At 64.0% G+C, this 26,711-nt stretch carries 24 protein-coding genes; 18 read left to right on the forward strand and 6 right to left on the reverse strand.

Annotated elements, in window-relative coordinates:
* The first annotated feature begins 7 nt into the window (after window positions 1-7).
* On the forward strand, window positions 8-2,248 hold the full coding sequence (locus AC1RRJ_RS00760; RefSeq protein WP_493119789.1) for a TonB-dependent receptor: 2,241 nt from the start codon (window positions 8-10) through the stop codon (window positions 2,246-2,248).
* A 14-nt stretch (window positions 2,249-2,262) separates the two neighbouring features.
* Window positions 2,263-3,366 (forward strand): serine hydrolase domain-containing protein, encoded by a 1,104-nt coding sequence (locus tag AC1RRJ_RS00765; protein WP_493119790.1) that lies wholly within the window; start codon window positions 2,263-2,265, stop codon window positions 3,364-3,366.
* 366 nt (window positions 3,367-3,732) lie between these two features.
* Here the strand turns inward: AC1RRJ_RS00765 and AC1RRJ_RS00770 are convergent, their stop codons facing one another.
* A complete protein-coding gene (locus tag AC1RRJ_RS00770) occupies window positions 3,733-4,647 on the reverse strand; it encodes a LysR family transcriptional regulator (protein ID WP_493119791.1) in 915 nt (304 codons plus the stop codon).
* A gap of 131 nt (window positions 4,648-4,778) precedes the next feature.
* On the opposite strand from AC1RRJ_RS00770, the gene AC1RRJ_RS00775 reads away from it, so the two are divergent.
* The gene (locus tag AC1RRJ_RS00775) at window positions 4,779-5,309 is read left to right on the forward strand and encodes a hypothetical protein (RefSeq protein WP_493119792.1); all 531 of its coding nucleotides are present in this window, start codon (window positions 4,779-4,781) and stop codon (window positions 5,307-5,309) included.
* 28 nt (window positions 5,310-5,337) lie between these two features.
* Window positions 5,338-6,684 carry an MFS transporter gene (locus tag AC1RRJ_RS00780; RefSeq protein WP_493119793.1) on the forward strand — a complete coding sequence of 449 codons (1,347 nt, stop codon included), beginning with the start codon at window positions 5,338-5,340 and terminating at the stop codon, window positions 6,682-6,684.
* Window positions 6,685-6,844: 160 nt separating this feature from the next.
* On the opposite strand, the gene AC1RRJ_RS00785 is transcribed toward AC1RRJ_RS00780, so the two are convergent.
* The 3 genes from AC1RRJ_RS00785 to AC1RRJ_RS00795 form a co-directional block, all read right to left on the reverse strand.
* Window positions 6,845-8,266 (reverse strand): serine hydrolase domain-containing protein, encoded by a 1,422-nt coding sequence (locus AC1RRJ_RS00785; RefSeq protein ID WP_493119794.1) that lies wholly within the window; start codon window positions 8,264-8,266, stop codon window positions 6,845-6,847.
* 175 nt (window positions 8,267-8,441) lie between these two features.
* On the reverse strand, window positions 8,442-9,188 hold the full coding sequence (locus AC1RRJ_RS00790; RefSeq protein ID WP_493119795.1) for a Stf0 family sulfotransferase: 747 nt from the start codon (window positions 9,186-9,188) through the stop codon (window positions 8,442-8,444).
* 113 nt (window positions 9,189-9,301) lie between these two features.
* Window positions 9,302-9,790 (reverse strand): Lrp/AsnC family transcriptional regulator, encoded by a 489-nt coding sequence (locus AC1RRJ_RS00795; RefSeq protein WP_493119796.1) that lies wholly within the window; start codon window positions 9,788-9,790, stop codon window positions 9,302-9,304.
* Window positions 9,791-9,820: 30 nt separating this feature from the next.
* Here AC1RRJ_RS00795 and AC1RRJ_RS00800 point away from each other — a divergent pair, with 30 nt between their 5' ends.
* The 3 genes from AC1RRJ_RS00800 to AC1RRJ_RS00810 all read left to right on the forward strand — a co-directional run bounded on the left by AC1RRJ_RS00800 (window position 9,821) and on the right by AC1RRJ_RS00810 (window position 12,600).
* Window positions 9,821-10,825 (forward strand): EamA family transporter, encoded by a 1,005-nt coding sequence (locus AC1RRJ_RS00800; protein WP_493119797.1) that lies wholly within the window; start codon window positions 9,821-9,823, stop codon window positions 10,823-10,825.
* 32 nt (window positions 10,826-10,857) lie between these two features.
* Window positions 10,858-11,499 carry a B3/B4 domain-containing protein gene (locus tag AC1RRJ_RS00805; protein WP_493119798.1) on the forward strand — a complete coding sequence of 214 codons (642 nt, stop codon included), beginning with the start codon at window positions 10,858-10,860 and terminating at the stop codon, window positions 11,497-11,499.
* Window positions 11,500-11,955: 456 nt separating this feature from the next.
* A complete protein-coding gene (locus AC1RRJ_RS00810; protein ID WP_493120674.1) occupies window positions 11,956-12,600 on the forward strand; it encodes an alpha/beta hydrolase in 645 nt (214 codons plus the stop codon).
* Between the two features lie 664 nt (window positions 12,601-13,264).
* On the opposite strand, the gene AC1RRJ_RS00815 is transcribed toward AC1RRJ_RS00810, so the two are convergent.
* The gene (locus tag AC1RRJ_RS00815; RefSeq protein ID WP_493119800.1) at window positions 13,265-14,158 is read right to left on the reverse strand and encodes a LysR family transcriptional regulator; all 894 of its coding nucleotides are present in this window, start codon (window positions 14,156-14,158) and stop codon (window positions 13,265-13,267) included.
* 119 nt (window positions 14,159-14,277) lie between these two features.
* Here AC1RRJ_RS00815 and AC1RRJ_RS00820 point away from each other — a divergent pair, with 119 nt between their 5' ends.
* The 3 genes from AC1RRJ_RS00820 (at window position 14,278) to AC1RRJ_RS00830 (ending at window position 16,924) form a co-directional block, all read left to right on the forward strand.
* Window positions 14,278-15,267, forward strand: coding sequence for an aldo/keto reductase (locus AC1RRJ_RS00820; protein ID WP_493119801.1), 990 nt, complete (start codon window positions 14,278-14,280; stop codon window positions 15,265-15,267).
* A 5-nt stretch (window positions 15,268-15,272) separates the two neighbouring features.
* The gene (locus AC1RRJ_RS00825; protein ID WP_493119802.1) at window positions 15,273-16,412 is read left to right on the forward strand and encodes an aldo/keto reductase; all 1,140 of its coding nucleotides are present in this window, start codon (window positions 15,273-15,275) and stop codon (window positions 16,410-16,412) included.
* Between the two features lie 68 nt (window positions 16,413-16,480).
* A complete protein-coding gene (locus tag AC1RRJ_RS00830) occupies window positions 16,481-16,924 on the forward strand; it encodes a GlcG/HbpS family heme-binding protein (RefSeq protein ID WP_493119805.1) in 444 nt (147 codons plus the stop codon).
* 120 nt (window positions 16,925-17,044) lie between these two features.
* Here AC1RRJ_RS00830 and pgl read toward each other — a convergent pair whose 3' ends face one another.
* Window positions 17,045-17,752: a 6-phosphogluconolactonase gene (pgl, locus tag AC1RRJ_RS00835; RefSeq protein ID WP_493120675.1), complete on the reverse strand. Its 708-nt coding sequence runs from the start codon at window positions 17,750-17,752 to the stop codon at window positions 17,045-17,047.
* Between the two features lie 324 nt (window positions 17,753-18,076).
* Between pgl and AC1RRJ_RS00840 the strand changes: the two genes are divergently transcribed.
* The 8 genes from AC1RRJ_RS00840 to trbL all read left to right on the forward strand — a co-directional run bounded on the left by AC1RRJ_RS00840 (window position 18,077) and on the right by trbL (window position 26,708).
* Window positions 18,077-20,116, forward strand: a complete 2,040-nt coding sequence (locus AC1RRJ_RS00840) for a conjugal transfer protein TraG (protein WP_493120676.1) — start codon at window positions 18,077-18,079, stop codon at window positions 20,114-20,116.
* The gene (locus tag AC1RRJ_RS00845) at window positions 20,113-20,532 is read left to right on the forward strand and encodes a CopG family transcriptional regulator (RefSeq protein ID WP_493119806.1); all 420 of its coding nucleotides are present in this window, start codon (window positions 20,113-20,115) and stop codon (window positions 20,530-20,532) included. The genes AC1RRJ_RS00840 and AC1RRJ_RS00845 overlap by 4 nt, the downstream gene beginning before the upstream one ends.
* The gene (gene trbB, locus AC1RRJ_RS00850) at window positions 20,529-21,518 is read left to right on the forward strand and encodes a P-type conjugative transfer ATPase TrbB (protein ID WP_493119807.1); all 990 of its coding nucleotides are present in this window, start codon (window positions 20,529-20,531) and stop codon (window positions 21,516-21,518) included. The genes AC1RRJ_RS00845 and trbB overlap by 4 nt, the downstream gene beginning before the upstream one ends.
* Window positions 21,509-21,841, forward strand: a complete 333-nt coding sequence (locus AC1RRJ_RS00855) for a TrbC/VirB2 family type IV secretion system protein (RefSeq protein WP_493119808.1) — start codon at window positions 21,509-21,511, stop codon at window positions 21,839-21,841. Before trbB ends, AC1RRJ_RS00855 begins: the two co-directional genes overlap by 10 nt.
* Window positions 21,838-22,098 carry a VirB3 family type IV secretion system protein gene (locus AC1RRJ_RS00860; protein ID WP_493119809.1) on the forward strand — a complete coding sequence of 87 codons (261 nt, stop codon included), beginning with the start codon at window positions 21,838-21,840 and terminating at the stop codon, window positions 22,096-22,098. The genes AC1RRJ_RS00855 and AC1RRJ_RS00860 overlap by 4 nt, the downstream gene beginning before the upstream one ends.
* A complete protein-coding gene (gene trbE / locus AC1RRJ_RS00865) occupies window positions 22,092-24,557 on the forward strand; it encodes a conjugal transfer protein TrbE (RefSeq protein WP_493119810.1) in 2,466 nt (821 codons plus the stop codon). Before AC1RRJ_RS00860 ends, trbE begins: the two co-directional genes overlap by 7 nt.
* Window positions 24,554-25,270: a P-type conjugative transfer protein TrbJ gene (gene trbJ / locus AC1RRJ_RS00870; RefSeq protein ID WP_493119811.1), complete on the forward strand. Its 717-nt coding sequence runs from the start codon at window positions 24,554-24,556 to the stop codon at window positions 25,268-25,270. Before trbE ends, trbJ begins: the two co-directional genes overlap by 4 nt.
* Before the next feature lie 115 nt (window positions 25,271-25,385).
* Complete coding sequence (gene trbL, locus AC1RRJ_RS00875) at window positions 25,386-26,708, forward strand: P-type conjugative transfer protein TrbL (RefSeq protein WP_493119813.1); 1,323 nt, start codon at window positions 25,386-25,388, stop codon at window positions 26,706-26,708.
* Window positions 26,709-26,711: the final 3 nt, after the last annotated feature.

Raw genomic sequence — 26,711 nt, forward strand, 5'->3', positions numbered from 1 at the left:
AGAGATTATGCAGAATTTTCAGGCGACTTTGCGTCGTGTGGGCTTGGGACTCGTCGGGGTTTCCATGCTGGGGTTGGCGGCCCCGGCTTTGGGGCAGGTGGTTCCGGCCAGCGAGGACAGCGACGATGGGGTGATCATCGTCACCGCCCAGAAAAGGGCTCAGAACAGCCTCGACGTCGGGATCAACGTGTCGGTCATCGGCAGCGAAGCGATCGCCGAGCGTCGCCTGGAAAGCGTATCCGAACTGGCCGGCGCGGCGCCCAATGTGACGGTGAAGGAAAATGTTCCCGGGCTGCTGCCCGTCGTCACGATCCGCGGGATCGGGCTCAACGATTTCAGCGCCACCAACAACCCCAGCGCCGGCGTCTATGTCGACGAGGTGCCGCTCAGCTCGCTGGCGCTGATGAACTTCAACTTCTTTGACGTCGACCGGCTCGAGGTGCTGAAGGGGCCACAGGGTACGCTCTATGGCCGCAATTCGACAGCCGGCGCGCTCAATGTCTTTTCCGCGCGGCCTGACTTTTCGGGCTTCTCGGGCCGTGTCGCGGCATCGCTCGGCAATTATCAGGCAAAGGATTTCGAAGCAGCGCTCAACATCCCGCTCGGCGACATGATCGCGCTGCGGGCCGCCGGCAAGGTCATCGCGCAGGACAAGGGCTATTGGTTCAACCAGCGCACCCATGAGAATTTCGGCGATCGCAATCTCTTGCTCGGCCGACTCCAGCTGCGCGCGAGGCCGTCCGATGCAGTTGACATCAACCTGAAGGTTGAGGCGCAGCGCGGTCGATCCGATCTGGGGCAACCCGCCTTTTTTGGTGCGCTGCCAGCGCCGGGCGCCACTTGTCCTGGGGCGCCCGGCTGTACCGACTTCTTCGGTTACCGCGACACCGACAATAATCCCTTCACCGGTGCCTGGTCGATCGATCCCTATTATGATTATAACCAGCTCAATCTGACCGGGCGGGTCGAGGTCGACCTGGGCTTTGCAACGCTCACCTCGGTGACCTCACACATTGATTTCGATCGGCAGTGGGGGATCGACACCGACGCGACGCCGTTGCCGCAGACCGATTTCTATACCGACGACAAGGTCAAGCAATTCTCGCAGGAACTGCGCCTGTCGGGCGAGAGCGCGATCGTCGACTGGCTTGTCGGGGGCTTTTACACGCGAGACCATGTCGTCACGAGCTACGACGGCCGGCTGCAGGCGCTTTTCAATACGACCAGCCTTACCCGGTCGGACCAGGTGACCAAATCCGCCGCATTTTTCGCCAATGGCGAATGGAAGCTTGCCCCGACGCTCAGCGTCGTGACCGGCCTGCGCTATACATCGGAGAAGCGCCGCAACACCGGTTCCACCGTCGACCTCGTCTCGCTCGTACCCGGAAGTCTGCTCTCGGGCGCGCCCTTCGGGGCGCCGCCGGTGACGGTCGCATCGGTCGACGGGCGGATCAGCGACGAGAATCTGTCGTACAAAGTCGGGCTGAACTGGAAGCCGTCGCCGCTTATGCTCATCTATGCGAGCGCGTCGAAGGGGGTCAAAAGCGGCGGCTTCTTCGCGGGGGTCGCGACCAGCTCGGCGCAGCTTCAGCCCTATGGGTCGGAAACGCTCTATGCCTATGAGGCCGGCATCAAGGGGCGGCTCGCCGACGTCGGGCTGTTCTACAGCCTGAGCGGCTTCTATTATGATTATCGCGATGTCCAGACCTTCATCCGCGATGTCGCCGGTGCCCTGCCGATCCAGCGTCTGGGCAATATCGACAAGGCGAAGGTGAAGGGGATTGATGCCGACCTCATCTTCAATCCGCGTTCGTTGCCGGGGCTGACCGCGACGCTGGGGCTTGGCCTGCTCGACAGCAAGCTCGGCGCCTTCGCCTCTTCGGGCGGCGCGATAGCGGCGGGCAACCGTCTGCCCGATGCGGCCAAGACGAGCATCAACACCAGCCTCGCATACAGCTTCCCGGTCTCGGGCAGCGTCGACGCGCGGCTGGCGATCGACGGCCAATATCAGTCGCGTACCTACCGCGATGCGCTCAACGACCCGATCATCGCCTCGAACGGCTATTGGGTGTGGAATGCGCGCGCGTCGGTTTTGCGCGACAAAGGCTGGGACGTCTCGCTCTTTGCCAAGAATCTCTTCGACAAGCGCTACGTCACGCAGGGGGTGAACCAGCTGGTGCTCGGCTTTGGCTACCGCGTCTACGGCGCCCCGCGCACCTATGGCGTCAGCGCCTCGTTCCAATTCTGATCGAAAGACTTCTCATGACCGATATCTATGGCGAGGTCGCACCGGGTTACGAACCGCTGCGCGATGCTTTCGCAGCCAATTTTGCCGAGCGTTCCGAATTTGGCGCCTCGATCGCGCTGGTCAAGGACGGCGATCTGGTCGTCAGTCTTTGGGGTGGCCGCGCCGATGAGGCCGGGCGCCCGTGGGAGCGAGACACGCTCGTCAACATCTGGTCGACGACCAAAGGCGTCACGGCGATCTGCTTTGCGATGCTCGCGAGCCGCGGTCTCATCGATTACGACCAGCCGGTGGCCGATTATTGGCCGGAGTTTGCGGCGCATGGGAAGTCGAATGTCACGGTCGCGATGCTTTTGTCGCACCAGGCGGGCCTGACCGGCTTCCGCGAGCTGGCGACGCTCGCCGACCTCTACGATGCGCCGCGCGCCGCCGCGAGGCTCGCGGCGGCCGAGCCCTTTTGGACACCCGGCGCCCAGAGCGGCTATCATGCGATCAGTATCGGCCTGCTCGCCAACGAGCTGTTCCGTCGCGTCGAGGGACGTTCGCTCAGGCAATTCATTGCTGAAGAGCTTTCTTCCTTCGATATCAGTATCGGCCTGCCTGCCGGGCGTGCGGCGCGCGCCGCCGTGATGTTCGCACCCGGCGATCTTTCGTCGGCACCGCAGGCGCAGGAGCTGTCGGCTGCGCAAATCGCTGCACTCGCGAACCCGCCGCTCGATCCGGTCGTACCCAACAGTGATGATTGGCGTGCGGCCGAAATCCCCTCCGCCAATGGCTTCGCCGCGGCCGAGGGCTTGGCGCGGCTTTATGGCGCCCTCATCGGGGGCCAGATCGCGGACAAAGCCGCGGTGACGGCGGCGACCACCGTTCGCATCGAGGGCGTCGATGCGGTTCTTGGCATACCGGCGCGTTGGGCGAGTGGCTTTCTGGTCAATGTGATGGGCCTCTATGGTAGCACTCCCGATAGCTTTGGGCACTCGGGCTGGGGCGGCTCCTTCGCCTTTGCCGATCCGCAACGCAAATTTGCCTTTGCCTACACGCCCAACCGGATGGGGGCGGACCTAGCCGGCGACCCAAGGGCACTCGCGTTAATCGAAGGGCTAGAAAACGCCTTGGTTTGAAAAGTGATCTCGCAACCAAAAGCGCTCAAGGACTTTGCGCTGGCCAATCGGCTGTTCCTCATGTCCGCAATTTGCGGTTGCCATCCAAAAGCGGCCCGACCGCTATCAGCCAATTACAACCGGTTGCGCTTCCCCTGATCTCCGTCGTTGTCGGGGATATCGAGCGCGGGCTTTGCGGAACACACACTGGCGCCGCCGGGCTTTTATCGCGCGCCTCGCGCCTAGCCGCCCGAGATGATCGAGGAAGGTCGGCTTTTCGTTTAATTCGAAAGAATGCGGACTGTCCGTAACCGGCCAAAAGAGGCCACATTCAATCCAATCTTTCGGCAATTGATCCGCGGGTGTGACGCAACGTCCAGTCCTGGTTTATGCATTCGCCGCGGCGCGAAGCGTCGTGTCACACGCTTGCCGGATAAGCTGGCGCAGCCAGCGGTGCGCCGCGTCGCCATCCATGCGGGGATGCCAGAGCAGCGATATGGTGAAAGGCTCGGTCTCGACCGGAAGCGCGAACATGGCCATCCCGTCGCGCAGGCCGAAACTATGTCGTTCGGGAACGGTGGAGATAAGGTCGGAGCCTCTGGACAGCGCGAGCGCCGCGGCGAAGCCGTCGACGGTGGTAACGATCGTCCGGACGAGGCCGAGCGTTCCGAGCGTCTCGTCGATCGCGCCGAGGTCGAGGCCCTGCCGTGTTACCAGTACATGTCGGCCTTCAGCATAGCGCGCGGCGGTCATCGCACCTTTGGTCAGAGGATGGCCAGTGCGCACGACGCCGACATAGCGGTCGGCAAACAGCGACTGCGCGCGCACTTCGGGGCCGATCGTCTGCCCCACGACGCCCGTCTCGAGGTCGATGTCGCCATCGCGCAGGCCCGCGCTGTCCTTGTCGAGCTTGCGGATGAAACGGATCCGGACATGCGGTGCTTCCTCCGCGACGCGCTGGATCAAGGCCGGGCCGATCGTCTCGGCGAAGCCATCGCTCGTCCGCAGCACGAAGGTCCGCTCGAGGCGGTAGAGGTCGACCGTATCGGCGGGACGGAGAACCGCGCGCGTGTCCTCGACCAGCCGGTGAACCTCGTCGCGCATCGCTTCGGCGCGCGGCGTCGCGACCAGCCCGCGACCGGCCCGCACGAGGAGCGGGTCGCCCGTCACCGTCCGTAGCCGCGCAAGAGCTCGACTCATCGCCGAGGGGCTGAGGCCGAGCCGGCGTGCCGCGCCGGCGACGCTGCCCTGCTGAAGCAGGGCATCCAGCGTAAACAGCAGGTTGAAATCGGGGCCGCTCATGGACTTTCCGTATCACAGGCTGCGCCTCCGACATAGCGTCAAGCGCAATGATAGAATGCAAATGCTGCGTCTTCCGCCATATCTCTGCCGATCTATCTTCGGTCTCGATCACAACGAGACAGGAGTTTGCAATGACCGGAACAGCCCTCGACCTCTTCGCCGACTCTGTACGCGACAATTGGGGAGAGCTGACCTCCGGGTTGGTTGCCGATTGCAGCACGCGCCTGGCCGAACTGCTGCAGGCGCAGCGGACCGAGGCGTGGCTCGCCGATCTCTGCCACGAACGTCCCGAGAGCCGCGAACTCTACCGCGATCCGGCCCATGGCTTCGTCCTGCTCGCGCACACCGAGGCTGAAGGGCGCTATCGTGCGCCGCATGACCATGGCGAGAGCTGGGTTATCTATGGTGTGCTACAGGGCGCAATGGAGATGGCGACTTACGCGAGCGTCGAGGAGCCAGGGAAAAGACCGCGCCTCGTCAAACGCGGATCGACGCTCGTTCGGCCCGGCGATGTACAGGTCTATCTCCCGCGCGACATTCACGACACGCTTTGTGTCAGCGGACCGGCGATCCAGTTCCGTTTCACAGCGCGCGATCTCCGCCGCGAGACGACTATGATCCGCTACACCGACGCCGACGGTGTCTGGGTCCCTTCAGTCTGAGACCGTCGTCGTGCCGGGAATCTCCTCCTTGTCCGCAGTAATGCGCAGCCGTATCGCTGTTGCGAGCGTACTCTTTGCAATGGCGGCGGCGGTCCTCGATGCGTCGAGCGTTAATATTGCGCTTCCATCGATCGCGAGGGCACTTCGCGTCGACCCATCGGCCGCCGCCTGGCTCGTCATCGCCTATCAAGGGGCGCTTGTCGCCAGTCTGCTTCCGCTAGCCGCCATCGGCGAGCGCTTCGGCTACCGTCCGACCTTTGTCGCGGGCACGGCCGTGTTCGCGCTCTGCGCTGCAGCGTCTTGTTTCACGCCCGGCTTTGCCTCGCTCGTCGCCCTCCGGATTGTTCAGGGCGTCGGCGCCGCAGCAATCATGGCCCTGGGCGTTGCGCTGCTCCGCCAGACAGTCGCGGAGGAGGAGTTCGGCAAGGCGATCGGCTGGAACGCCATGACGGTCGCGCTTCTTTCGGCGGCGGGCCCGACGGTTGGCGCCTTGCTCCTGGGTCTCGGGAGTTGGGGATTCGTCTTTGCGGGCAGCCTTCTGCTGGCGTGCTTGGCGCTGGTGTGGGCCTTCGCGCTTCCGTCCCGGCGCATTAGGGGCAGGGAACTCGATGGCATTGGTCTCTTGGCATATGCTGCCGCCGTGCCGACTTTCGTGATTTCGGCCGGGGTGGCGCGCCAGTCGGCGGTTGCTGCCGCTTTGCTGTTGGTGGCAGGAGTATTTGGGCTCGGGCTCCTCGTCCGGCGCGACCTTCGGCGGGGGACGCCCTTTCTCCCGCTGCCGCTCTTTCGGTCACCCAGCTTTTCACGGTCGGTGATGGCGTCGGTTTTTTGCTTTACCGCACTGGGCCTGGCGTTGCTGATGCTACCGTTCGCCTTGCACGAGCGGCTCGGACTATCGGCCCGGGGCTCCGCCTTGATGATGACGCCCTGGCCGCTCGCCGTGCTTCTGACGACGCCGATTACCTCGCGCCTCCTGAACCGCGTTCGCCCGGCACGGCTCTGCGCCGTGGGGGCTTTCGTTCTGGCGTGCGGCCTCGCGACATTGGCGGCGGTCCCGTCCGGCTCGGGTGTGCCGATGCATGTCGTTGGCGTCATTTTCTGCGGGATCGGATTCGGACTTTTCCAGACTCCGAACAACCGCACCATGTTTCTCGCTGCGTCCGCCGACCGCGCCGCTTCGGCTGGAGGGGTGCAGGGGACCGCACGGCTTGCAGGACAGGTGACGGGCGCTCTGGTGGCCTCGATTTTGCTTTCCGCGGCCGCCGTCGAAATAGCTTCCTCATCCGCTTTTGGAATCGCCGCGATTGCCGCCTTTGCGGCTGCCGGGATTAGCTGGTCGAACAAGAGGGCGAAGGGCAGCTATTTACCTGATTGAGGCCGAAAGCCGACAGTCAGAAAACGGCCAATTTCCGCGGTTAGATCGGGCCGGTGCGGGGCATTCAGTCCGGGGGGCCGGAATGGGGAGGTGTCGAGTCGGCAGGGTCTTGCGCTGGGAGGCTGGCCCAGCTGCCGCTTCAGAAATCCGCTTGCGACCATCAACGATTGTCAGGATCTGCCGTCACATCGAATTCCGTCGCATTGCCTTCAGCATCGCTTACCGCCACCAGGATTCGGCTATTCTCTTTGGGACCGATTTTGTAGGTCGATACCCATTCTTCTCCTTCGGCGCGGCGAGAGATCAGGGAAGGGGCGGCCTTGTTCCAATCCGGCGGCAGCGTGGTTCGCAGATCGGCGATCGTCTCCTGCGTTGGCTGGTACGATCCAGGTATTGCTTGCCCGTTCATTGCGGCCTCGAAATGGCTCCAAAGTGCCTGCGATAAATCCGGTCTGTCGTCAGCGACAGGTCGCGCCGAAGGCGGCATGAGCGACGGATCGACCAGCCCCGCAACCACTTTGCCGATGATGTCCGGACGGCTATGTTCAGCATCCAGATTTGTCAGGACGGTAACGGTTATTCCCGCGCCGACATAGCGGCCAAGATATGATGTGAAGCCCTGCCAGGCACCGTCATGTTCAACGATCCACTCGGACTCTTGCCGCCGCACAAACCAGCCAAAGCCATAACCCTCTGTCGGAACAGCCCCGCCAACCGCGAACGGCGTCCACATCTGCTGCAAGGTGGAGGATTTGAGCAGCGAAGCCCCACACAAGGCGCGATCCCAAAGCTCGAGATCGCGAACGGTAAGATAGAGCGTGCCGTCGGCCGTCGAGTTGAACGTGGGAGAAACCCATTGCTGATTGTAGAGCTTCCCCCCGCGGCGCTCGTAGCCAGCCGCCCGATTTGGCACGATCTCTCGATCCGAAATGACACGAGAAGCCGTCATTCCCAGCCTGTCGAAGATATCCCGTTTCAGCATGTCGCCATAGAAAGCACCGGTGATGTGCCGGATAAGCGCGCCGAGTACGAGATAGTTCGAGTTGCGATAGGACCAGCGCTCCCCAGGCGCGAACTCGAGAGGCATTTCGGCCACTTTTCGGACCAGCTCGGCCTCGGAAAAGTCGCGCCGTATATCGAAAGGTCCGCCCGGTCCGGTTAGTTCGGATCCGTCGTAATCGGCGAGACCGGACGTATGGGAAAGCAGATGCGCTATTGTGATGGACTGCCACTCTTCCGGCAGGGTGGTGAGATGCGAACGGATGCTGTCGTTCAGTCGCACTTTGCCTTGCTCGACGAGCATCAAGACCAACGTCGCCGTGAACGTCTTGCCCACCGAGCCGGACTGCATGATGGTGTCGGGCGTGCTCGGCACAGCATGCTCGACATTGGCCAGACCATAGCCCTTCAGCAGCACAGCGTGACCGCGACGGAAAATCCCCAGCGTCAGGCCGGGGATCTGCTGCCGCGCCATTTCCGCTTCGACATATTGGTCGATGCCGCGCGCTTGCACTGTCGTGAGCGCGACGGGGTCGGTCGCCAATGGACACAAGGCTGCGGCGGCGAGAATATTCGATAACATCTTATAACTCGCTTCGTGTCAGCTTTGCGCGGTGGGTGACCGCTATCGGGATAGTCCAATACGGCTTAGGCGTCCGCGAATGGTCGATTTCGGTCATCGCGTCCAGATCGCTCTGAATTTCCAAAGGGATGGACAAGCGACGGTCCGGTTTCTGACGCGAAACGCTGGAGAGCGGTTAATTCAGCTCCATCCGCCTGACCCAATCCATGCTTGTGGCATCTGCCATTTTGGCCGTCTGAATGCCGAGACTTGCAGCGATCGTTCGATCGCAGCCGAGTGCCCCGAGTGCGTCGGCCAACGTCGCCCGCGGGTCAGCCGCCAATCCTTCATATGTCAGATGCAAGGGCTGGATGCCGCGCTCTTCGAAGAAGGAAATCCATGCTGCGTCATCGGCCCTGAGCATGTTACAGGCTTGCGTGATCTGGCCAGCATCAAATGCGGGCGCTTGTGCGGGCGCGGTTCTTTCACGCTCTGAACCATCCGCGGCGACATGCCAGAGGCCGGTCTGCTGAGCCCGGACCAGCGACACAGCCTGAGCCAGCTTGTCCTGCCTGGACAAGTGGATGAAGAGCGTCGAACCAAATAGCCGCTCGAACTGCTGTACAAAATCGGCTGCGCCGCCAAGGGCCCCGTCAAATCGCGCACCTGCCTCGCCAAGGCTTTGCCACATGAGCCGAAGCCCGAAAATGGCGGTATCGGCCTTTCCCGCGCGTGCCATCGCCGCAAGATAGGCCCGGTTGAACTTTGGATCGGTAGCCGCTGCCGGGCCGCCAACACCCCATTCCTCGGCCCATTCACTGATATCTTGGGGGCGTAGGTAGGAGTGAGGCTCCCCCGCGACGCCGCTCGCCGTCAGCAGATCGCAAAGGAGCGTGCTACCTGATCGTGGGGTGCCACAGATGATATAGGCCGAAAAAGGCATTCTTGTTCCGTCTGCTTTCGGATGTGAGCGGGCCCCGGGCCGGATATCGATCGAATGTCCGCTTCCGCAAATTCTGAACCAAAAGCCACCTCGCGGCAATCGGCCATAACCGCCTAACGGCGGCCACGATTTCTGGACCACGCGGACTTGGCAACCGGGATGGGACTTCGCGTCTTCACGTCCCGGATGATCACCAGCGTCTTGAAGCTCCGCACGCGATCGTCCGCAGCGAACAGCTCCCGAACGAGCGCGTCATAGCCTTCCATGTCTTCAGCCACCATGCGAACCGCGATGTCATGGTCGCCGGTCACGTTCCAGGCTTCAATGACCTCGGGGACTTGCTCGAGGACGGATATCATCTCGTCGACGGTATGCGGGCCTTCACGCTCGAGCGTGACCAATACAATCATGGAAAGCGGCCAGCCAAGCGCGCGGGCGCCCACGACCGCAACTTCGCGCTGGATCGCTCCCGCCGTGCGAAGTTGGCGGATCCGGCGATAACAGGCGGGGACTGAAAGTCCGACGTCCGCCGCGATTTCCGGAACCGGCCGTGCGGAATCCTCCTGAAGCAGCTGCAGCAGCTTGAGATCGAAGTCGTCCATCCGGCAATCCTTATCGCAAAGACGGATTAGGTGATAATATTTATCACATTCCCGTCAAACTCGATCACCCTTGTCAGCGTGAAAAATGTAGTTCTCGCGAAATCTGCTTTCGAGGATGCGATGACTGCTATTCCGGTGATTTCAAGCTCCCGTGCGCGCCCCGATTGGCTGGCGCTCGCCGCGCTGTTTCTGTCGCTATTGTCGGTGACCGTGGGCGCAAGCTTTGCGAAGGGCCTGTTCCCGGCCATCGGGCCTGAGGGAACGACGGCGATGCGCTTGGTGTTCGGCGCGCTACTCCTGTCGGCTGTCCTTCCGCCCTGGCGGCTGCGTCTTCGTTCCGGCGGATGGCGATCGCTTCTCGCTTATGGCGTCGTCCTTGGTGCGATGAACCTCAGCTTCTATCATGCGCTCTCGTACATCCCTCTCGGCATCGCGATCGCGATAGAGTTCATCGGGCCTTTGGGCGTGGCCGTGATCACATCTCGGCGGCGCAGCGATTTCCTCTGGATCGGAATGGCAGTGGTCGGGCTGCTCCTCCTGCTTCCGGTAAGCGGCGGCTCTGCAGCCCTCGACTGGCGAGGCGTCGCGCTCGCGTTGTTCGCGGGGCTGTGTTGGGCGTCTTATATCCTCATCGGTAAGCGGGCAGGGGGGCAACATGGTGCCGCCGCCGCAGCTGGCGGGATGATCGTTGCCGCCGTAATCGCGGCACCTGTGGGCATCGCTCATGCGGGGGCAGCCCTGCTCAAGCCCGAGATTCTGGCGCTCGGCCTTGGTGTCGGCATTCTATCGAGTGCCATACCCTATGGTCTGGAAATGATGGCCCTTCAGCGCTTGCCGGCGAACACATTCGGCACATTGCTCAGTGCCGAGCCCGCGGTCGGGGCGTTGATGGGAATGCTCATACTCGGCGAGTTGCTGTCGCCGATGCAATGGTTTGCGATAGCATTGATCGTCTGTTCATCGGTCGGCGCCGCTTCGAGTGCCAAGAGCGACTCGCCAGCAGAACCGCCCTTCGAGAGCGAGCCTGCGAAATAACCGCCGGACCAACCATCGACAGCGAAGTCAGATTGCTCGCTCCCGGCTTTCGCGCCATCAGCCTCACCGTAGAGGGCGACGGCACGACTGGCGTGCAAGACGCCGCGGTCCTGCGCGACGCTTGTCATCTCGTTCGAGCCGGCGGCCCGGACTGGGCCGATGCCCATCTTGCAAGTTGGGATCGTGTCTACGAACGGTTTGGAGCCAAGCCCGGTCGAACGCCGAATTCCGCGGCGGCCCTCAGAAAACGCGTGCTGAAAGATGGACAGATTCCCTCCATCAATCCCTTGGTCGATCTCTACAATGCGGTCAGCTTGCGGTTCGCGGTTCCGGTCGGTGGCGAAAACCTCGCGGCCTATGTCGGGCCACCACGTCTGACGATTGCCAATGGCAGCGAAGCGTTCGAGACGATGTCCAATGGCGAGCAGGTCACGGACTATCCCGCCGCAGGTGAAATTGTCTGGCGCGACGATCTCGGCGTGACCTGTCGTCGCTGGAACTGGCGCCAAGGATTACGAACTCGACTGGAGCCGGGCTGCACCGGCATGTGGTTCATTCTGGAAGCGCTCGAAACAATGCCGGAAAGCGCTTTGATTGATGCAGGCGACATGCTCACAAGCGGGTTGGAGCGGATCATGCCGGGATGCAGGATCCAGCGGGACTACCTGTCCTGAGGCCTTCCTGTCAGCTTTCGATTTCTCCTTCCGCAAGGCTGCCAGTCTCCAACCGGCCACAAGCGACTGCGCCACTATGATCCACTGGGCGGCGCGTTCGGCTGTCCTTCCATCGCGGCATCGATCATAGCTCGATAAATTCCTCCGATGTCTTCTCTCAGGCCCTTGGCCGCTCGACCAGCGCCTGCGCCGATCATCGCGGAGTCTGGCTCGCGCAGCGCCATGGTTGCGGCCCAAGCCTCGGGGAGACAATCCTGCCAAAGCGGCTTACCGTCCATCGTCGCGTCGGGTGGATTGGCATCCAGCTCGCAAAGCGCACGGGCGACTCGTTCCAAGCCAGTCTTCGTTCCGGGAGAATATCATAAAAGCTCGCTATCGTGCGGCGTGGTTGCCGAGTTGGCTGCTCATGCCCAAATAGCCTTCGGCAGACATGGAAGAGACAGAGTTTTGAAAATTGTGAATGGAGCAAGCTTGCAGCCCCGATCCGGGGGGGCGCCGAAGAAGCTCGTCCTGCTGTTGCACGGCTTCGGGTCGAGCGGGACGGACATGATTTCGCTCGCTCCGCAGTGGCAAGACGCTCTGCCCGACACCTTGTTTCTTGCCCCGCACGCGCCGCAGCGCTGCAGCATGATGGGGGCGGGATATCAATGGTGGGGACTGTCCGGCTTTGCGCCGTCCGCGCTCGCTGCCGGCGCGGCCTCGGCCGCGCCGGCGATCGACGCCTTCATCGACCGCAAGCTCGCGCAATATGGTCTGAGCGAGGCGGATCTGGCCATCGTCGGCTTCAGCCAGGGGACAATGATGGCACTGCATGTCGCGCTGCGGCGACCGCGGGCGGTCGCTGCCGTCGTTGGCTATTCCGGCATGTTGGCGGGGACGCTTGGGCTAAGTCACGGAGAACTCCCAAAACCGCCTGTGCTACTGGTGCACGGCACGGCCGATCCGGTGGTTCCGATCGCCGCGCTGCACATGTCGGAGAGCGAGCTCAAGCGGCTCGGCGTCGACGTCACGACGCACATCTCCTACGGCGTGGCGCACAGCGTCGATCCCGTCGGACTTCGCCTCGGCCGTGATTTCCTGACGGAGGCCTTCGGTCGCTAGTCCGCCCTTCGCCGTCCGGGCCTGAGACCCGATTGCCTCAGTTCGGCCGCTTTCAGTTGAACTGCGAAAGCCGGCCGGCGCTAATTGGTCCGCGCCTTCCTAGCAGTTTCCCTTCACTCCATCAGCACAGTCGCCAACGGATTCTACGTCTTTCCCTGCACCTTCAACCGTGTTGCAAGCAGACAGCGCCAGTATCGAGCTGCCAAGTACGAAAATCGTCAGAAGCCTTTTCATTCTCTTTCTCCCAAGGCGAGGTCGAACTGACCGCACCCCAGAGACTACCGCCCTTCGCAACGATCGTTCCGTTGCACCCGCACATGCTGGCCAAAGCGTTTGAAATGCCCGCTCGGCTGACGAAAATGCTTCGCGAGCCGGCAGAGCGTTCGCAATTGCCTGCCTGGGAAGCCGCGCTCATCGAGACCGTCGACGCGTTGCACGAGGATATCTTATCTCGCTGCAGGTTTCGCCTTACCCTTGGAGGACGGGACTGCAGGGTTCGCCGGCCAGGAGACTTTGGCGTGATCCAGAGTGCGATGTGGCCGTCGGCTTTTGACTGCCGGCATCCCAAGAGCCGACTGCCCCTCATCGGCCAATTTGGTCCGGTAGGTACAGGATACTCCGTTCGTCCGACAATTTTGATGAGCAAAATCAGCTTGGTGTATCGTTACCCGCTATTTCGCAGCGCCTCCAAAACCAGCGCGAAAGCAGTCGAGGGCTGTCGGCGGCTGGGGTAATAGAGATGATAGCCGGGGAAGGGCGGGCACCAGTCCTCCAGCACCCGAACGAGCGAACCATCGGCCAGCATGGGCGCCGCAATATCTTCCATGACCAATGCGATGCCCAGGCCCGCTTGCGCCGCCTTGATGATCAGCGGGGAGGCGTTGAAGGTCAGTTGGCCATCGACCCGAACGCGGACCTCACGTCCGTCCTTCTCAAACTCCCATGAGTAAAGCCCGCCCGCGGTTTGCTGGCGGATGTTGATGCAGCTATGGCGGGCAAGGTCGAATGGGGTCTTCGGCACAGGGTTGCGGTCGAAATAGGCGGGCGCTGCGACCGCCGCCATGCGCAGTTCGGGGCCGACCCGCACCGCGATCATGTCCTTGGCGACCGACTCGCCGAGGCGGACGCCGGCGTCGAAGCGATCGGCGACGATGTCGACAAAACCATTGTTCAGGCTGAGCTCGACATGGATTTCGGGATAGCTTGGAAGGAGCGTTTCGAGCGCGGGCCAGATCAGCGTTGTCGCCGCATGTTCGGAGGTCGTGATGCGGATCATGCCGGCGGGCTGGTCGCGAAGCTCGGTCAGTTCGGCCAGCCCGGCCTCGATCTCGTTCATGGCCGGGGCGAGCCGCGCCAGCAGCCGTTCACCCGCGTCGGTCACCGACACCTTGCGTGTCGTTCGGGTCAGCAACCGGATCCCCAGCCGTTCCTCGATGCGCCGCACCGTATGGCTGAGCGCCGATTGCGAGGTGCCAAGCTGAGCCGCGGCGCGGGTAAAGCTCTGTTCCTGGGCAACCGCGAGAAACGCCGTCAGATCGCCGAGTTCGTCGCGCTTCATTGATGAATCCTCAATATGACTTCATCCCGATTATATCCGCTAATCTTTCAAACGCGCATGCGGTAATTTCGGGACATTCTAGGAAGGCGCATCCGCGCATCGTGGGAAAGGAGCCAATCATGCAAAAGCGCAACCTCGGCACACTCGAAGTTTCTGCCCTCGGCTATGGCTGCATGGGCCTCGACGGCAGCTATAACGCGCCGGTTCCGCGCCCCGATGCCATCGCCCTGATCCGTGCGGCCTTCGAACGCGGGGTGACGCTGTTCGACACCGCCGAAGCCTATGGCCCCTTCACCAACGAGCAACTGCTTGGCGAAGCGGTGAAGCCGTTCCGCGATCAGGTTCAGATCGCGACCAAATTCGGCTTCGGAATCAACCCCGACGGCAGCCGCTATGGCCTCGACAGCCGCCCCGAGCATATCCGCGAGGTTGTCGACGCCAGCCTCCTCCGGCTTCAGGTCGACACAATCGACCTGCTCTATCAGCACCGCGTCGACCCGGCGGTGCCGATCGAGGATGTTGCAGGCACGATCCGGGATCTGATCGATGCCGGGAAGCTCCAGCGTTATGGGCTGTCCGAAGCGAGCGCGACGACGATCCGCCGCGCCCATGCGGTCCATCCCGTCGCCGCGGTGCAGAGCGAATATTCGCTGTGGACGCGCGACGTCGAACAGAATGGCGTGCTGGATGCGTGCGAGGTGTTGGGGATCGGTTTCGTTCCCTGGAGCCCGCTCGGCGCGGGCTTTTTGACCGGCACGATCGATGCCGCAACGCTGATCGACGCGAGCGATTTTCGCGCGATGTCGCCGCGTTTCACCCCCGAAGCCCGTGCCAGCAACTTGGCGCTGGTCGAACTGATCAAGGCCATTGCCGAACGGAAACACGCCACACCGGCCCAGATCGCCCTCGCGTGGCTGATGGCGCAGAAGCCTTGGATCGTTCCCATTCCGGGGACCACCAAGCTTCATCGGCTGGAGGAAAATCTGGGCGCAGCGGACGTCGAATTGACGGCGGCGGATCTTTGCGAAATCGAGGAGGGTATGTCGCGCATCGAGGTGGCGGGCGCGCGCCTTCCCGAAGCTGTGTTGGCGATGACGGACAAGGATTGAGCAGCATGCGCGAAGATCAGAAACTGCCGGTGGGGCGGCGCGCATTTCTGGGCGCCGCCGGATCGCTGGCCGCTGCGCCATTGCTGGGAACTGCAAGCGCCCCGGCATCGGCGCGCGAAGCCAATAGCGTGGGCACCGACCGGCGCAAATTGGGCTCGCTAGAGGTGTCCAGCATCGGACTTGGCGTCCAGAATATGACGCGAACCTACCAGACCACCATTCCCAGCCGGACGGAGATGCTCACGATCATCCGTGCCGCCTTTGACCATGGCGTCACCTTCTTCGACGCCGCCGAAGCCTATGGCGCGCATGAAGTGGAACGGCTGCTCGGCGAGGGCATCGCCTCCTTTCGCGACAAGGTCATCATCACCTCAAAATTCGGATGGAACATCGATCAGGAGACCGGGCAGCGCCGGCCGGGCCTCAACAGCCGGCCCGAGCATGTCCGGATCGTGGTCGACGGTATGCTCAAGCGGCTGCGGACCGACCGGATCGATCTGCTCTATCAGCATCGCGTCGATCCCGAGGTTCCCATCGAGGATGTCGCCGGCCTGATGAAGGATCTGATGGCAGAGGGCAAAATCCTGCACTGGGGCATGTGCGAAATGGGGCAGCAGACGCTGCGCCGGGCGCACGCCGAGCAGCCCCTTTCGGCGGTCCAGAATGAATATTCGCTTTTGTGGCGCGGACCCGAAAAATGGGTGCTGTCGGCATGCGAGGAACTCGGCATCGGGTTCGTGCCGTGGAGCCCGCTGGGCGTCGGCTTTCTGGCGGGTGCCATTGATGCCAGCACGCGTTTCGCACCCGGCGATATCCGCGGCATCGAATCGCGCTTCGCGCCTGAAAACCTGCCCTATAATCTGGCGCTCGTTCAATTGGTGACCCGCTGGGGCCAACGGAAGACCGCGGCGCCGGGACAGATCGCGCTCGCATGGCTGCTCGCCCAAAAGCCCTGGATCGTGCCCATCCCCGGCACCACCCAAATGGCGCATATGCGCGAGAATGTGGGGGCGGCCGCAGTTCGCTTTACGCCGGCCGAGCTTGCCGAATTCACCGCCGAAGCCAATGCCATCGAAATTCGCGGCGCGCGGCTGCCCGACAATGTTCTGGCCTTCTCCGAAGTCGAGGCTCGCCCGAAGAACTGACCTGTGCCACTCCTTGGGAAGGGGAGAGTGATTTGATGCGAATGTTGGTTCTGGCCTGCGCCGCCCTGATGTCGACCGCGGCTCTCGCCGAAACGCCTGCGTCGCCGCCGCCCGCCGGATATGGCGCGCCGATCGGCACGAGCGATGCGCTTGCCCTGGTCCAGCGCGCGATCGAGCGCAGCCGGGCGCTCGGTCTCAAAATGGCAATTGCAGTGGTGGAGCCGTCGGGTGAGCTGGTCGCCTTCGCCCGGATGGATGACGTACCCTATGGCTCGATCGCGCTTGCGCAGCAAAAGGCCCGTACTTCGGCCCGCCTTCGCCTGACGACTGCCAGCGCACAAGAGCGGGTCCAGAGTGGCCGTCTGTGGCTTCTCTCCGCCGAGGATTTCGTCGCGATTGGCGGGGGCGTGCCGATCGTTGTCGACAACCGCGTGGTTGGAGCACTGGGCCTCTCGGGGGCAACAGCCGCCGAAGATGCGGCGCTGGCCGCCGAACTGGTTGCTCCGCGATAGCGCCGGGTTCTGGTGCCAAGGCACTTCCTAGGCAATTATTGGCGAGAACGGGCGTCGCTGACATGCGCCTTGATTATCTCGGCCATTATTCGCCCCGAGCGTCACCACCTCACCGCGACATCATGGCGCCCAATGGATATCGACTGGCAGTTCTGTTCCCGCCAATGCGCGCCCTATTGGATAAGTCGAGGTCCGCCCCTGCTTGATAGCGCTCTCGATCACGGCGCGCTTCTCCTTGCCTGTCACGGCGATCACCAGCGCGCGCGCTGCGGTGATCGCAGCAAGGCTGAGGGTGACGCGGGGAACCGGTGCATCGAGAGGCATCGGATCCGGCATCACGCCAAGAGCCCGGGTCTCTTTCGGGCCATTTACGGCTTCGTCGAAATCGGGACCTGAAAAAATCGAGGCTGTATGCCCGTCACTTCCTACCCCGAGCAGACATAGATCGAGCGGCCAATGCAGATCCCGCATCAGGGCATCGGCAGAACGTCCAGCCGCTTTATAGTCCGCGATCGCGTCCGGAACGATGGGCATGACGCGCGCACCCTTGGGCAAAAAATATCTGGCGAGGGCGGTCACGTTGCTGAGCGGGTCGCCCAGTGGCACGATGCGTTCATCCCCGGGGATAATTGTCACGCGCTTCCACTCCAGTTTCGCGGATGAAAGCTTTTCGTAAATCGGAATGGGCGTCTTTCCACCAGCGAGCGCGATCACCGCGGCACCGCGCGCCTCGATCGCGCTTTCGATGATGAAGGCGATATCGCCCGCTACGGCCGCCGCCATCTCGGCCGCGTCATCATATTCCCACCATTCGACTTCGTCGCTCACATGATCTTCCTTGAACTTCATTGTTTTACGCCGGTGCTGCGCCGGCATTTTTTCCTGGTTTGGCGCAAAGCATAGGCGCGCCGTGCAGCCATTATCGCACACCGTGCAGCCTGTCTGCCTTCGTTCGCGACATTTGAAAGGCGGGAAGCCGGCAATCCGCCCAATGCGGCCTTCGGCCAGTCTTGATGTCCAGGTTTTCATATGCCGTGCGAACGGCGTCGAACATGCGTCTCGGTGCGGCGTGGCGACACTGTGACTTTGGTGCCTTTGCGCGGATTTTAAGGGCTCGGGCCAGGACATGTTCGTCCCGGCGGGAGCTTGATGATGACCCCCACCAAATTGCTCGTCGGTCAGATATTGATCGTCTTCGGGCTCGTGATCCTCGGCGTCTGGGCGGCGACCCAATGGGCGGCCGCGATGCTGGGCTATCAGCCCGAGCTTGGCGCGCCATGGTTCTCGTTCGCGGGCTTTCCCGTCTACCGGCCCTGGGCGCTCTTCCCCTGGTGGTATCATTATGACGCCTATGCGCCGCACGTCTTCGATCGCGCGGGCGCGCTGGCGGGGGCGAGCGGCTTTATCGGCTGTGCTGCCGCCATCGGCGGGTCTTTGTGGCGCGCGCGGCAGAAGGGGCAGGTCACCACCTATGGTTCGGCGCGCTGGGCTCGGGAGCGCGAGATCGATGCGGCGGGCCTGCGCGGCGATGCGGGTGTATTTCTGGGATCGCTTGGCGGGCGCTATCTGCGCCATGCCGGCCCCGAGCATGTCATGGCCTTCGCGCCGACGCGGAGCGGGAAGGGGGTCGGGCTCGTCGTACCAACCTTGCTCAGCTGGACCGGCTCGGTCGTGGTGCACGACATCAAGGGTGAGAATTGGCAGCTGACCGCGGCCTGTCGCGCGCGCTTTTCGCACTGCCTCTATTTCGATCCGACCGACATGCGCTCGGCGCGCTACAATCCCTTGCTCGAGGTGCGCCGCGGCATTCACGAAGTCCGCGACGTCCAGAATATCGCCGACATCCTCGTCGACCCCGAAGGCGCGCTCGAGCGGCGCAACCATTGGGAGAAAACCTCGCATTCGCTGCTCGTCGGGGCGATCCTCCATATTCTCTACGCCGAGGAGGAAAAGACGCTCGCGCGCGTCGCGACATTTCTCTCGGATCCGTCGCGCAGCTTCGCTGCCACTCTCGTCGCGATGATGCGCACCAATCATCTGGGAACCGACGATGATGTGCGGGTGCATCCCGTGGTGGCATCGGCGGCGCGCGAATTGCTCAACAAGAGCGAGAATGAGCGCTCGGGTGTGCTCTCGACCGCCATGTCGTTTTTGGGGCTGTATCGCGATCCGACCGTCGCGGCGGTCACGTCGGGATGCGACTGGCGTATTGCCGATCTTGTTACCGCCGAACGCCCGCTCTCGCTCTATCTGGTCATCCCGCCGTCGGACATCTCGCGCACCAAGCCGCTCGTCCGCCTGATCCTCAACCAGATCGGGCGCCGTCTCACCGAAAAGCTCGACGCGCAGCGTTCGGCGGTACGCCGGCACGATCTGTTGCTGATGCTCGACGAGTTTCCGGCGCTCGGACGGCTCGATTTCTTCGAGACCGCGCTCGCCTTCATGGCGGGATACGGCATTCGCGCATTCCTGATCGCTCAGTCGCTCAATCAGATTTCGAAGGCCTATGGCGAGAATAATGCGATCCTCGATAATTGCCACGTCCGTGTTGCTTTTGCGACGAACGACGAGCGGACCGCGAAGCGCATCTCGGATGCACTCGGCACCGCTACCGAGCAGCGCGCGATGCGCAACTATGCCGGCCACCGCCTCGCACCCTGGCTCGCGCATGTCATGGTCAGCCGCCAGGAGACGGCGCGCGCGCTGCTGACTCCGGGCGAAGTGATGCAGCTGCCGCCGACTGACGAGCTTGTTCTCGTCGCCGGTCTCGCCCCGATCCGCGCCAAGAAGCTGCGCTATTATGAGGACAGCAATTTCGGGACGCGGCTGGCCGCGCCGCCAGTGCTGGCTGAAACGGGCTATTCCGATTGCCCGCCGGTCTGCGGTGACGACTGGGCCGGCCTGACGGCGGCTATCGCGGACGGCGGCGATGCACAGGCGGATGGCGACGGCGCCGAGCCGATCGACGACGGCGGCGCGCAGCAGGCGCGCGAGCCCGAACTTGCCGATGCCGTCATGGAGCCGGAGGCGCCCGAACCCGCGTCCAATCCGCTGAATATCGACGATGATGTCGATCCCGCCATCGACAAGAAATTGATCGATCGCGCCCGCCCGCTTGCGCCGGTGCTGATCGGTCATGCGATGGATGAAGCCGTGTCGCAGGGCGGCGAGCAACTGGGCCTCGGGCTGTGACGGGCGTGACGATCTCGCGCGGCGGGCAGGTCCGGCACCAGCTCTTCATCCGCCGCGACCTGAGCGAGAAGCTGGCCGCGCTGTCGCGCAAGCCCGGGGTGACCAAATCATCGATCCTCGCCGAGGCGCTCGATGCCTGGCTCATGCGCAAGGGCGCGAACGAACTGCAGGCGCATTTCGGGACACGGCTCGACGGCATGGCGCGTGCGCTCGCGCGGATCGAGCGCAACAGCCAGATCGAGATCGAGATCCTCGCTTTGCTCACGCACTATCTGCTCACCTCGGTTCCGCCGGTTGCCGATGGCGACGCCGCGGCGCGGGCGCAGGGCCGCGAGCGCTTTGAATGGTTCACGATGAAGGTCGGCGAGGCTTTTCGTGAGGGCCGCGGCAGCTTCGGCTCGGGAAGCGGCGCATGAGCGCGGCGGTCTCGGCCGAACGGCGGCGCACGATGCTGCGCAGCGCGATGGGCCCGGCGATCGAGGCGGTGCTATCGAACGCGCATGTCGTCGAGGTGATGGTCAACCCCGACGGGGCGCTGCGTGTCGATGTGCTTGGCGAAGGCCGGGTCGACACCGGCGTGCGCATGGCGCCCGAGCAGGTCGAGCGGATCATCCGGCTTGTGGCGTCTTATGCGCGCACCGAAGTGCATGCGGCGGCGCCGATTGTTTCGGCCGAACTGCCGCCGCATGGGGAAGGGGCAGGCGAGCGCTTCGAGGGGCTGCTGCCGCCCGTCAGCCTTGCGCCCTGCTTCTCGATCCGCAAGCCTGCCGCGCGCGTCTACACGCTGATGGATTATGTGAGCGCGGGCATCGCGACACCCGAGACCGCGCGGCTGCTGTCGCTGGCGGTCGTCGAACGGCTCAACATCCTCGTCGCCGGCGGCACCAGCTCGGGCAAGACGACGCTCGCCAATGCGTTGCTCGCCGAAATGGCGAGTCTCGACGAGCGCGTGATCCTGATCGAGGACACGCGCGAGCTCCAGTGCCCGGCGCCCGACCGCGTCGAACTGCGCACCCGCGCCGGTGCGGTGTCGATGGGCGATCTTGTCCGTTCGACGCTGCGCCTCCGCCCCGACCGCATCATCGTCGGGGAGGTGCGCGGCGCCGAGGCGCTCGACATGCTCAAGGCCTGGAACACGGGCCATCCGGGCGGCATCGCCACGGTTCATGCGAACAGCGCGGCATCGGCGCTGACCCGGATCGAGCAGCTCGTCCAGGAGAGCGTCGTCACCGTGCCGCAGCGCCTGATCGCCGAAGCGATCGATCTCATTGTCTTCATTTCCGGACGCGGCGCCGCGCGCCGCATCGCGACGATTGCGCGCGTCGAGGGTGTCACGCCCGGCGGCGACTACGCGCTCACCGACCTTTCCATCCAAACCGAAGGAGACTTCTCATGTCCTTGATATTACAACTATCCGCGCGTTTCGAACGCATCGTCATCCTGACCTTTGCCAGCCTCGGCGTTGCCGCGACCGCAGTGGCCGCCGGATCGGGCATGCCGTGGGAAGAGCCGTTGCAGCAGGTGCTGGAATCGGTGCAGGGGCCGGTCGCAAAGATCATCGCGGTGATCATCATCATCACGACCGGGCTGACGCTCGCCTTCGGCGAAACCTCGGGCGGCTTCCGGCGGCTGATCCAGATCGTGTTCGGCCTCTCGATCGCCTTTGCCGCCTCGAGCTTCTTCCTGTCCTTTTTCAGCTTCGGCGGCGGGGCGCTCGTCGCATGAGCCACACGCAAGGCTATGAGGCGCCGATCCACCGGTCGCTCGCCGAGCCGATCCTGCTCGGCGGCGCGCCGCGCGGGCTCGCGATCGTCAATGGCACCATCGCCGCGGCGATGGGGCTCGGGCTTCAGCAATGGATCGCCGGCCTCATCCTCTGGGCGCTCGGCCACACGCTGATGGTCTTTGCCGCCAAGCGCGACCCCGATTTCGCGTCGGTGCTGGCGCGTCATCTTCGGCAGAAAGGCGAGCTCGCATGCTGAATCTCGCCGAATATCGGTCGCGCGCCGACCGTCTCGCCGATCACCTGCCATGGGCGGCGCTCGTCGCGCCAGGCATCGTCCTCAATAAGGATGGCAGCTTCCAGCGCAGCATCGCCTTTCGCGGTCCCGATCTCGACAGCGCTACCGAGGCCGAACTCGTCGCAGCCTGCGCGCGCGCGAACAATATGCTCAAACGCTTCGGCTCGGGCTGGGCGCTCTTCTTCGAGGCAGAGCGCGTTGCCGCGCCGGGCTATCCCGAGAGCGCGTTTCCCGACGCGGCGTCGTGGCTCGTCGATGCTGAACGGCGTGCCGCGTTCGACGACAGCGAGCGCCAGCATTATGAGAGCCATTTCCATCTGACGCTCGTCTGGATGCCGCCCGCCGACCAGGCCGACAGCGCCGGGCGTGCGCTCATCGAACGTCCCGGTGCGGTTGGGGGCACGCGCGACTGGCGCGAGGCGCTCGCGCGCTTCGAGGCCGAGAGCCTGCGCGCGATCGACCTGATGGCGAATTTCATGCCCGAGGTGCGCGCGCTCGACGACAGCGAGACTTTGACCTATCTCCACCGCGCGATCTCGCCGCACCGCCACCGCGTCCGCGTTCCCGCGACGCCCATGTATCTCGACGCACTGCTTGCCGACACGCCGCTCATCGGCGGGCTCGAGCCGATGCTCGACGACCAATATCTGCGGTCGCTTACGATCCTCGGTTTTCCCTCGATCAGCCGCCCCGGCATTTTCGACGCGCTCAACTCGCAGGATTTCGCCTACCGCTGGACGACGCGTTTCATCGCGCTCGACAAGGCCGACGCGACGGCGGCGCTCACCAGGCTTCGCCGGCAATGGTTCAACAAGCGCAAGTCGCTGTCCGCCCTGCTGCGCGAAGTGATGTACAACCAGCCGGCGCAATTGCTCGACAGCGACGCCGACAACAAGGTCGTCGATGCCGATGCCGCGCTCCAGGCGCTCGGCGGCGATCATGTCTCCTTCGGTTATCTGACGACGACAATCACCGTGTCGGACCGGAACCGCGCGCGCGCCGAGGAAAAGCTGCGCGCCGCCGAGCGCATCGTCCATAGTTTGGGTTTCACCGCGATCCGCGAAAGCGTCAACGCGGTCGAAGCCTGGCTGTCGTCGCTGCCGGGTCATGTCTACGCCAATATCCGCCAGCCGCTCGTCCACAGCCTCAATCTCGCGCATCTGATGCCGCTCTCGTCGGTCTGGGCCGGCCCCGACGGGAACCGCCACCTCGGGGGCCCGCCGCTGCTGATGGCCGAGACCGGCGGATCGACGCCGTTTCGCCTCTCGACGCATGTCGGCGACGTCGGGCATATGATGATCGCGGGGCCGACAGGGGCAGGGAAGTCGGTGCTGCTGGCGCTGATCGCGCTGCAGTTCCGCCGCTATGCGGACGCGCAGCTCTATATCTTCGACAAGGGCAATTCGGCGCGCGCGGCGGTGCTGGCGATGGGCGGGCGGCATCATGCGCTTGGGCTTGGCGAGGATATGCTCGCCTTTCAGCCGCTCCGCACGATCGACCGCGCCGAGGAGCGGAGCTGGGCCGCCGACTGGATCGCCTCGCTTGTCGCGCATGAGGGCGTCGCGGTGACCCCCGACATCAAGGACGCGATCTGGTCGGCGCTGACGAGCCTCGCGAGCGCCCCCGCCCCGGAACGCACGCTCACCGGTCTTTCGCTGTTGATGCAGTCGAATGCGCTGAAGACGGCGCTCCAGCCTTTCACGCTCGAAGGACCGCACGGACGGCTGCTCGATGCCGCCGAAGAAGGGCTCTCGCTCGGCTCGGTCGAATGTTTCGAGACCGAGGCGCTGATGGGGCAGGGACAAGTCGTCGAGCCGGTCCTCTCCTATCTCTTTCATCGCCTCGACGCCCGCTTTGACGGACGGCCGACTTTGCTCATTCTCGACGAGGCCTGGATATTCCTCGACAACCCGCTCTTCGCGGCGCGCATCCGCGAATGGCTCAAGGTTCTCCGCAAGAAGAATGTCGCGGTGATCTTCGCGACGCAGAGCCTCGCCGATATCTCGAACAGCAGCATCGCACCCGCGATCATCGAAAGCTGTCCGCAACGGATATTGCTCCCGAACGACCGCGCGATCGAACCGCAGAGTCGCGCCGCTTATGCCGCTTTCGGGCTCAATGAGGCGCAGATCACCCTCGTCGCGCGCGCGACGCCGAAGCGCCAATATTATCTCCAGTCGGCGCGCGGCAACCGCCTCTTTGAGCTCGGTCTCGGCCCCGTAGCGCTAGCGCTTTGCGGCGCGTCCGATCCGGCCACACAAGCGCGGATCGACGCGATCCTTGCCGAACATGGCGATGCCGATTTCGCGGCGCGCTTCCTGCGCGGCGCCGGCCTCGACTGGGCCGCCGACCTGCTCGCCGGCTTTGCCGGCCTCCCAACGACCGATCGACCCGCCACCCAAGAAGGAGACATGCCATGAAAATATTTACCCCCATACTGCTCGCCGCTGCCGCGCTCCCGGCGCTGCTGCTTGCCGCGCCGCCCGCCGCCGCGATGCCGGTGTTCGACCAGGCCAATTATTCGCAGAATCTGCTAACCGCCGCCCGGACGCTCAAGCAGATCGACCAGCAAATCAGGCAGTTGCAGAACGAAGCCCAGATGCTCTCCAATATGGACAAGCATCTAAAGCGGGTCGATTTCCCCGAGCTCGCGCGGCTCAAGGACAATCTCGCGCGTGTCGATGCGCTGATGGAGAGAGCCGAAGGCGTGGATTTCGGCGTCGACCAGCTCGACGCGCGCATGGCGGCGCTCTTCCCGAAAGATTTCTCCGGACAGACCCGGTCAGCGAGCGTCGCGCAGGCCAAGGCACGGCTAGAGGCGGCGATGGCGTCATACCGCCGTACGCTCTCGGTCCAGTCGCGCATCGCCTCCGACGTGAAGGAGGACGCGGCGGTGCTCGCCGAGGTTGCGGCGCGAAGCTCGGCCGCCGAGGGCAACCTCCAGGCGCAACAGGCAACCAATCAGCTCCTCGCGCTCGCCGCCAAACAGCAGATGCAGCTCCAGCAGATGATGGCGGCGGCCTATGAGGCCGACATGACCGACCGCGCCCGCGCGGCGCAGAGCGCCGCGGAAGCGCGCGAGCGCATGCGCCGCTTCCTCGGGGACGGCAAGGCCTACACGCCGATCCGCTGACCAGCGACACGAACGGCGCGAGGCTGCCCCTCTCCTGGCCCGCCGTTCGCCGCGGGGTCTCGAAAGCTCCCCCCGAGACCCCGCGGACCCTTCACCACTTTCGAAAGCCCGCCCGATGGACGATCTCAATGTCATCGACCGCTTCATGGAAGCCTTCATCCGCTACATCGACAGCGGGTTCGGGCTGCTCGGCGGCGATGTCGCTTTCCTCACCAGCATATTGATCGGCATCGACATCACGCTCGCGGGGCTTTTCTGGGCGATGGGCGGCGAGAATGACGTCATCGCGAAGCTGCTGAAGAAGATCCTCTACGTCGGCGTATTCGCCTTCATCATCGGCAACTTCGGGGCACTTTCCGATATTATCTTCCGCTCCTTCGCGGGGCTCGGCATCACCGCTGGCGGCGGCGCGATCTCGGCCGAAGACCTTCTGAAACCCGGACGGCTTGCCGGTGCGGGGTTCGAGGCGGCGCATCCGCTCATCGACCAGATCAAGGAGCTGCTCGGGCCGATCGGCTTCTTCGACAATTTTCTCGAAATCGTCGTGCTGCTGATCGCCTGGGTGCTCACGATCCTTGCCTTCTTCATCCTCGCGATCCAGCTCTTCATCACGCTGATCGAGTTCAAGCTGACCAGCCTCGCAGGCTTCGCACTGATGCCGTTTGCGCTGTGGAACCGGACCGCGTTCCTCGCCGAACGCGTCCTCGGCAGCATTATATCGTCGGGCGTCAAGGTGATGGTGCTCGGCGTCATCGTCGGGATCGGTTCGGGCTTCTTTCCCGATTTTCTGACGACGATGGCGGGCTCGGAGCCCGACGTCGAGGAAGCCATGTCGCTCGCGCTCGGGGCGCTCGCCTTGCTCGGGCTCGGTATTTTCGGTCCCGGTATCGCATCGGGTCTTGTCGCCGGCGCGCCGCAGCTCGGCGCGGGCGCCGCGGTCGGGACCGTCGCCGCGGCCGCGGGCACGATGATCGTCGCCGGTGGTGCCGGCATGGCCGCCGCGCGCGCAGGCGGCGGCACCGCGCTCGGCGCGGTCCGCGCCGGGACGTCGATGGGGGCTGCGGCATCGACCTCCTACAAGCTCGGGCAGGAAACCTCGGGGTCGCAAACGGTCGGCGCCGGTCTCTCGGGCGTCGCGACCGCGACCAAGGGCGCGGCGGCCAATGCCGCGCGCCGCGCAGGCAGCGCACTCGGGATCGGCGATGCGGCTGCCGCCGGACGCGATGCCGCCTGGAACGCCGGAAACCAGAGCAAGCGCCCGGCATCGTCGGCGTCGAACGAGCCGGCCGCCCCGTCGGCTGCAGCCCCCGCGTGGGCAAGTGATCTCAAGGCCGACCAGCGCCGTCGTTCGGCGCGGCAGACCGCCGCTCATGTGATTTCCGACGGGAGCCGCGGCGGCAGCGGCGCGAGCCCCGACATCGCCGAGAAGGAGGATTGATCC

The organism is Sphingopyxis sp. GW821-FHT12C06 (genome assembly GCF_058807415.1).

Bases quoted from the DNA above. Each gene is read 5' to 3' on its own strand.
- AC1RRJ_RS00760 (WP_493119789.1), top strand. From the start codon at position 8: ATGCAGAATTTTCAGGCGACTTTGCGTCGTGTGGGCTTGGGACTCGTC.
- AC1RRJ_RS00765 (WP_493119790.1), top strand. From the start codon at position 2,263: ATGACCGATATCTATGGCGAGGTCGCACCGGGTTACGAACCGCTGCGC.
- AC1RRJ_RS00770 (WP_493119791.1), bottom strand. From the start codon at position 4,647: ATGAGCGGCCCCGATTTCAACCTGCTGTTTACGCTGGATGCCCTGCTT.
- AC1RRJ_RS00775 (WP_493119792.1), top strand. From the start codon at position 4,779: ATGACCGGAACAGCCCTCGACCTCTTCGCCGACTCTGTACGCGACAAT.
- AC1RRJ_RS00785 (WP_493119794.1), bottom strand. From the start codon at position 8,266: ATGTTATCGAATATTCTCGCCGCCGCAGCCTTGTGTCCATTGGCGACC.
- AC1RRJ_RS00790 (WP_493119795.1), bottom strand. From the start codon at position 9,188: ATGCCTTTTTCGGCCTATATCATCTGTGGCACCCCACGATCAGGTAGC.
- AC1RRJ_RS00795 (WP_493119796.1), bottom strand. From the start codon at position 9,790: ATGGACGACTTCGATCTCAAGCTGCTGCAGCTGCTTCAGGAGGATTCC.
- AC1RRJ_RS00815 (WP_493119800.1), bottom strand. From the start codon at position 14,158: ATGAAGCGCGACGAACTCGGCGATCTGACGGCGTTTCTCGCGGTTGCC.
- AC1RRJ_RS00820 (WP_493119801.1), top strand. From the start codon at position 14,278: ATGCAAAAGCGCAACCTCGGCACACTCGAAGTTTCTGCCCTCGGCTAT.
- AC1RRJ_RS00825 (WP_493119802.1), top strand. From the start codon at position 15,273: ATGCGCGAAGATCAGAAACTGCCGGTGGGGCGGCGCGCATTTCTGGGC.
- AC1RRJ_RS00830 (WP_493119805.1), top strand. From the start codon at position 16,481: ATGTCGACCGCGGCTCTCGCCGAAACGCCTGCGTCGCCGCCGCCCGCC.
- AC1RRJ_RS00840 (WP_493120676.1), top strand. From the start codon at position 18,077: ATGACCCCCACCAAATTGCTCGTCGGTCAGATATTGATCGTCTTCGGG.
- trbB (WP_493119807.1), top strand. From the start codon at position 20,529: ATGAGCGCGGCGGTCTCGGCCGAACGGCGGCGCACGATGCTGCGCAGC.
- AC1RRJ_RS00855 (WP_493119808.1), top strand. From the start codon at position 21,509: ATGTCCTTGATATTACAACTATCCGCGCGTTTCGAACGCATCGTCATC.
- AC1RRJ_RS00860 (WP_493119809.1), top strand. From the start codon at position 21,838: ATGAGCCACACGCAAGGCTATGAGGCGCCGATCCACCGGTCGCTCGCC.
- trbE (WP_493119810.1), top strand. From the start codon at position 22,092: ATGCTGAATCTCGCCGAATATCGGTCGCGCGCCGACCGTCTCGCCGAT.
- trbJ (WP_493119811.1), top strand. From the start codon at position 24,554: ATGAAAATATTTACCCCCATACTGCTCGCCGCTGCCGCGCTCCCGGCG.
- trbL (WP_493119813.1), top strand. From the start codon at position 25,386: ATGGACGATCTCAATGTCATCGACCGCTTCATGGAAGCCTTCATCCGC.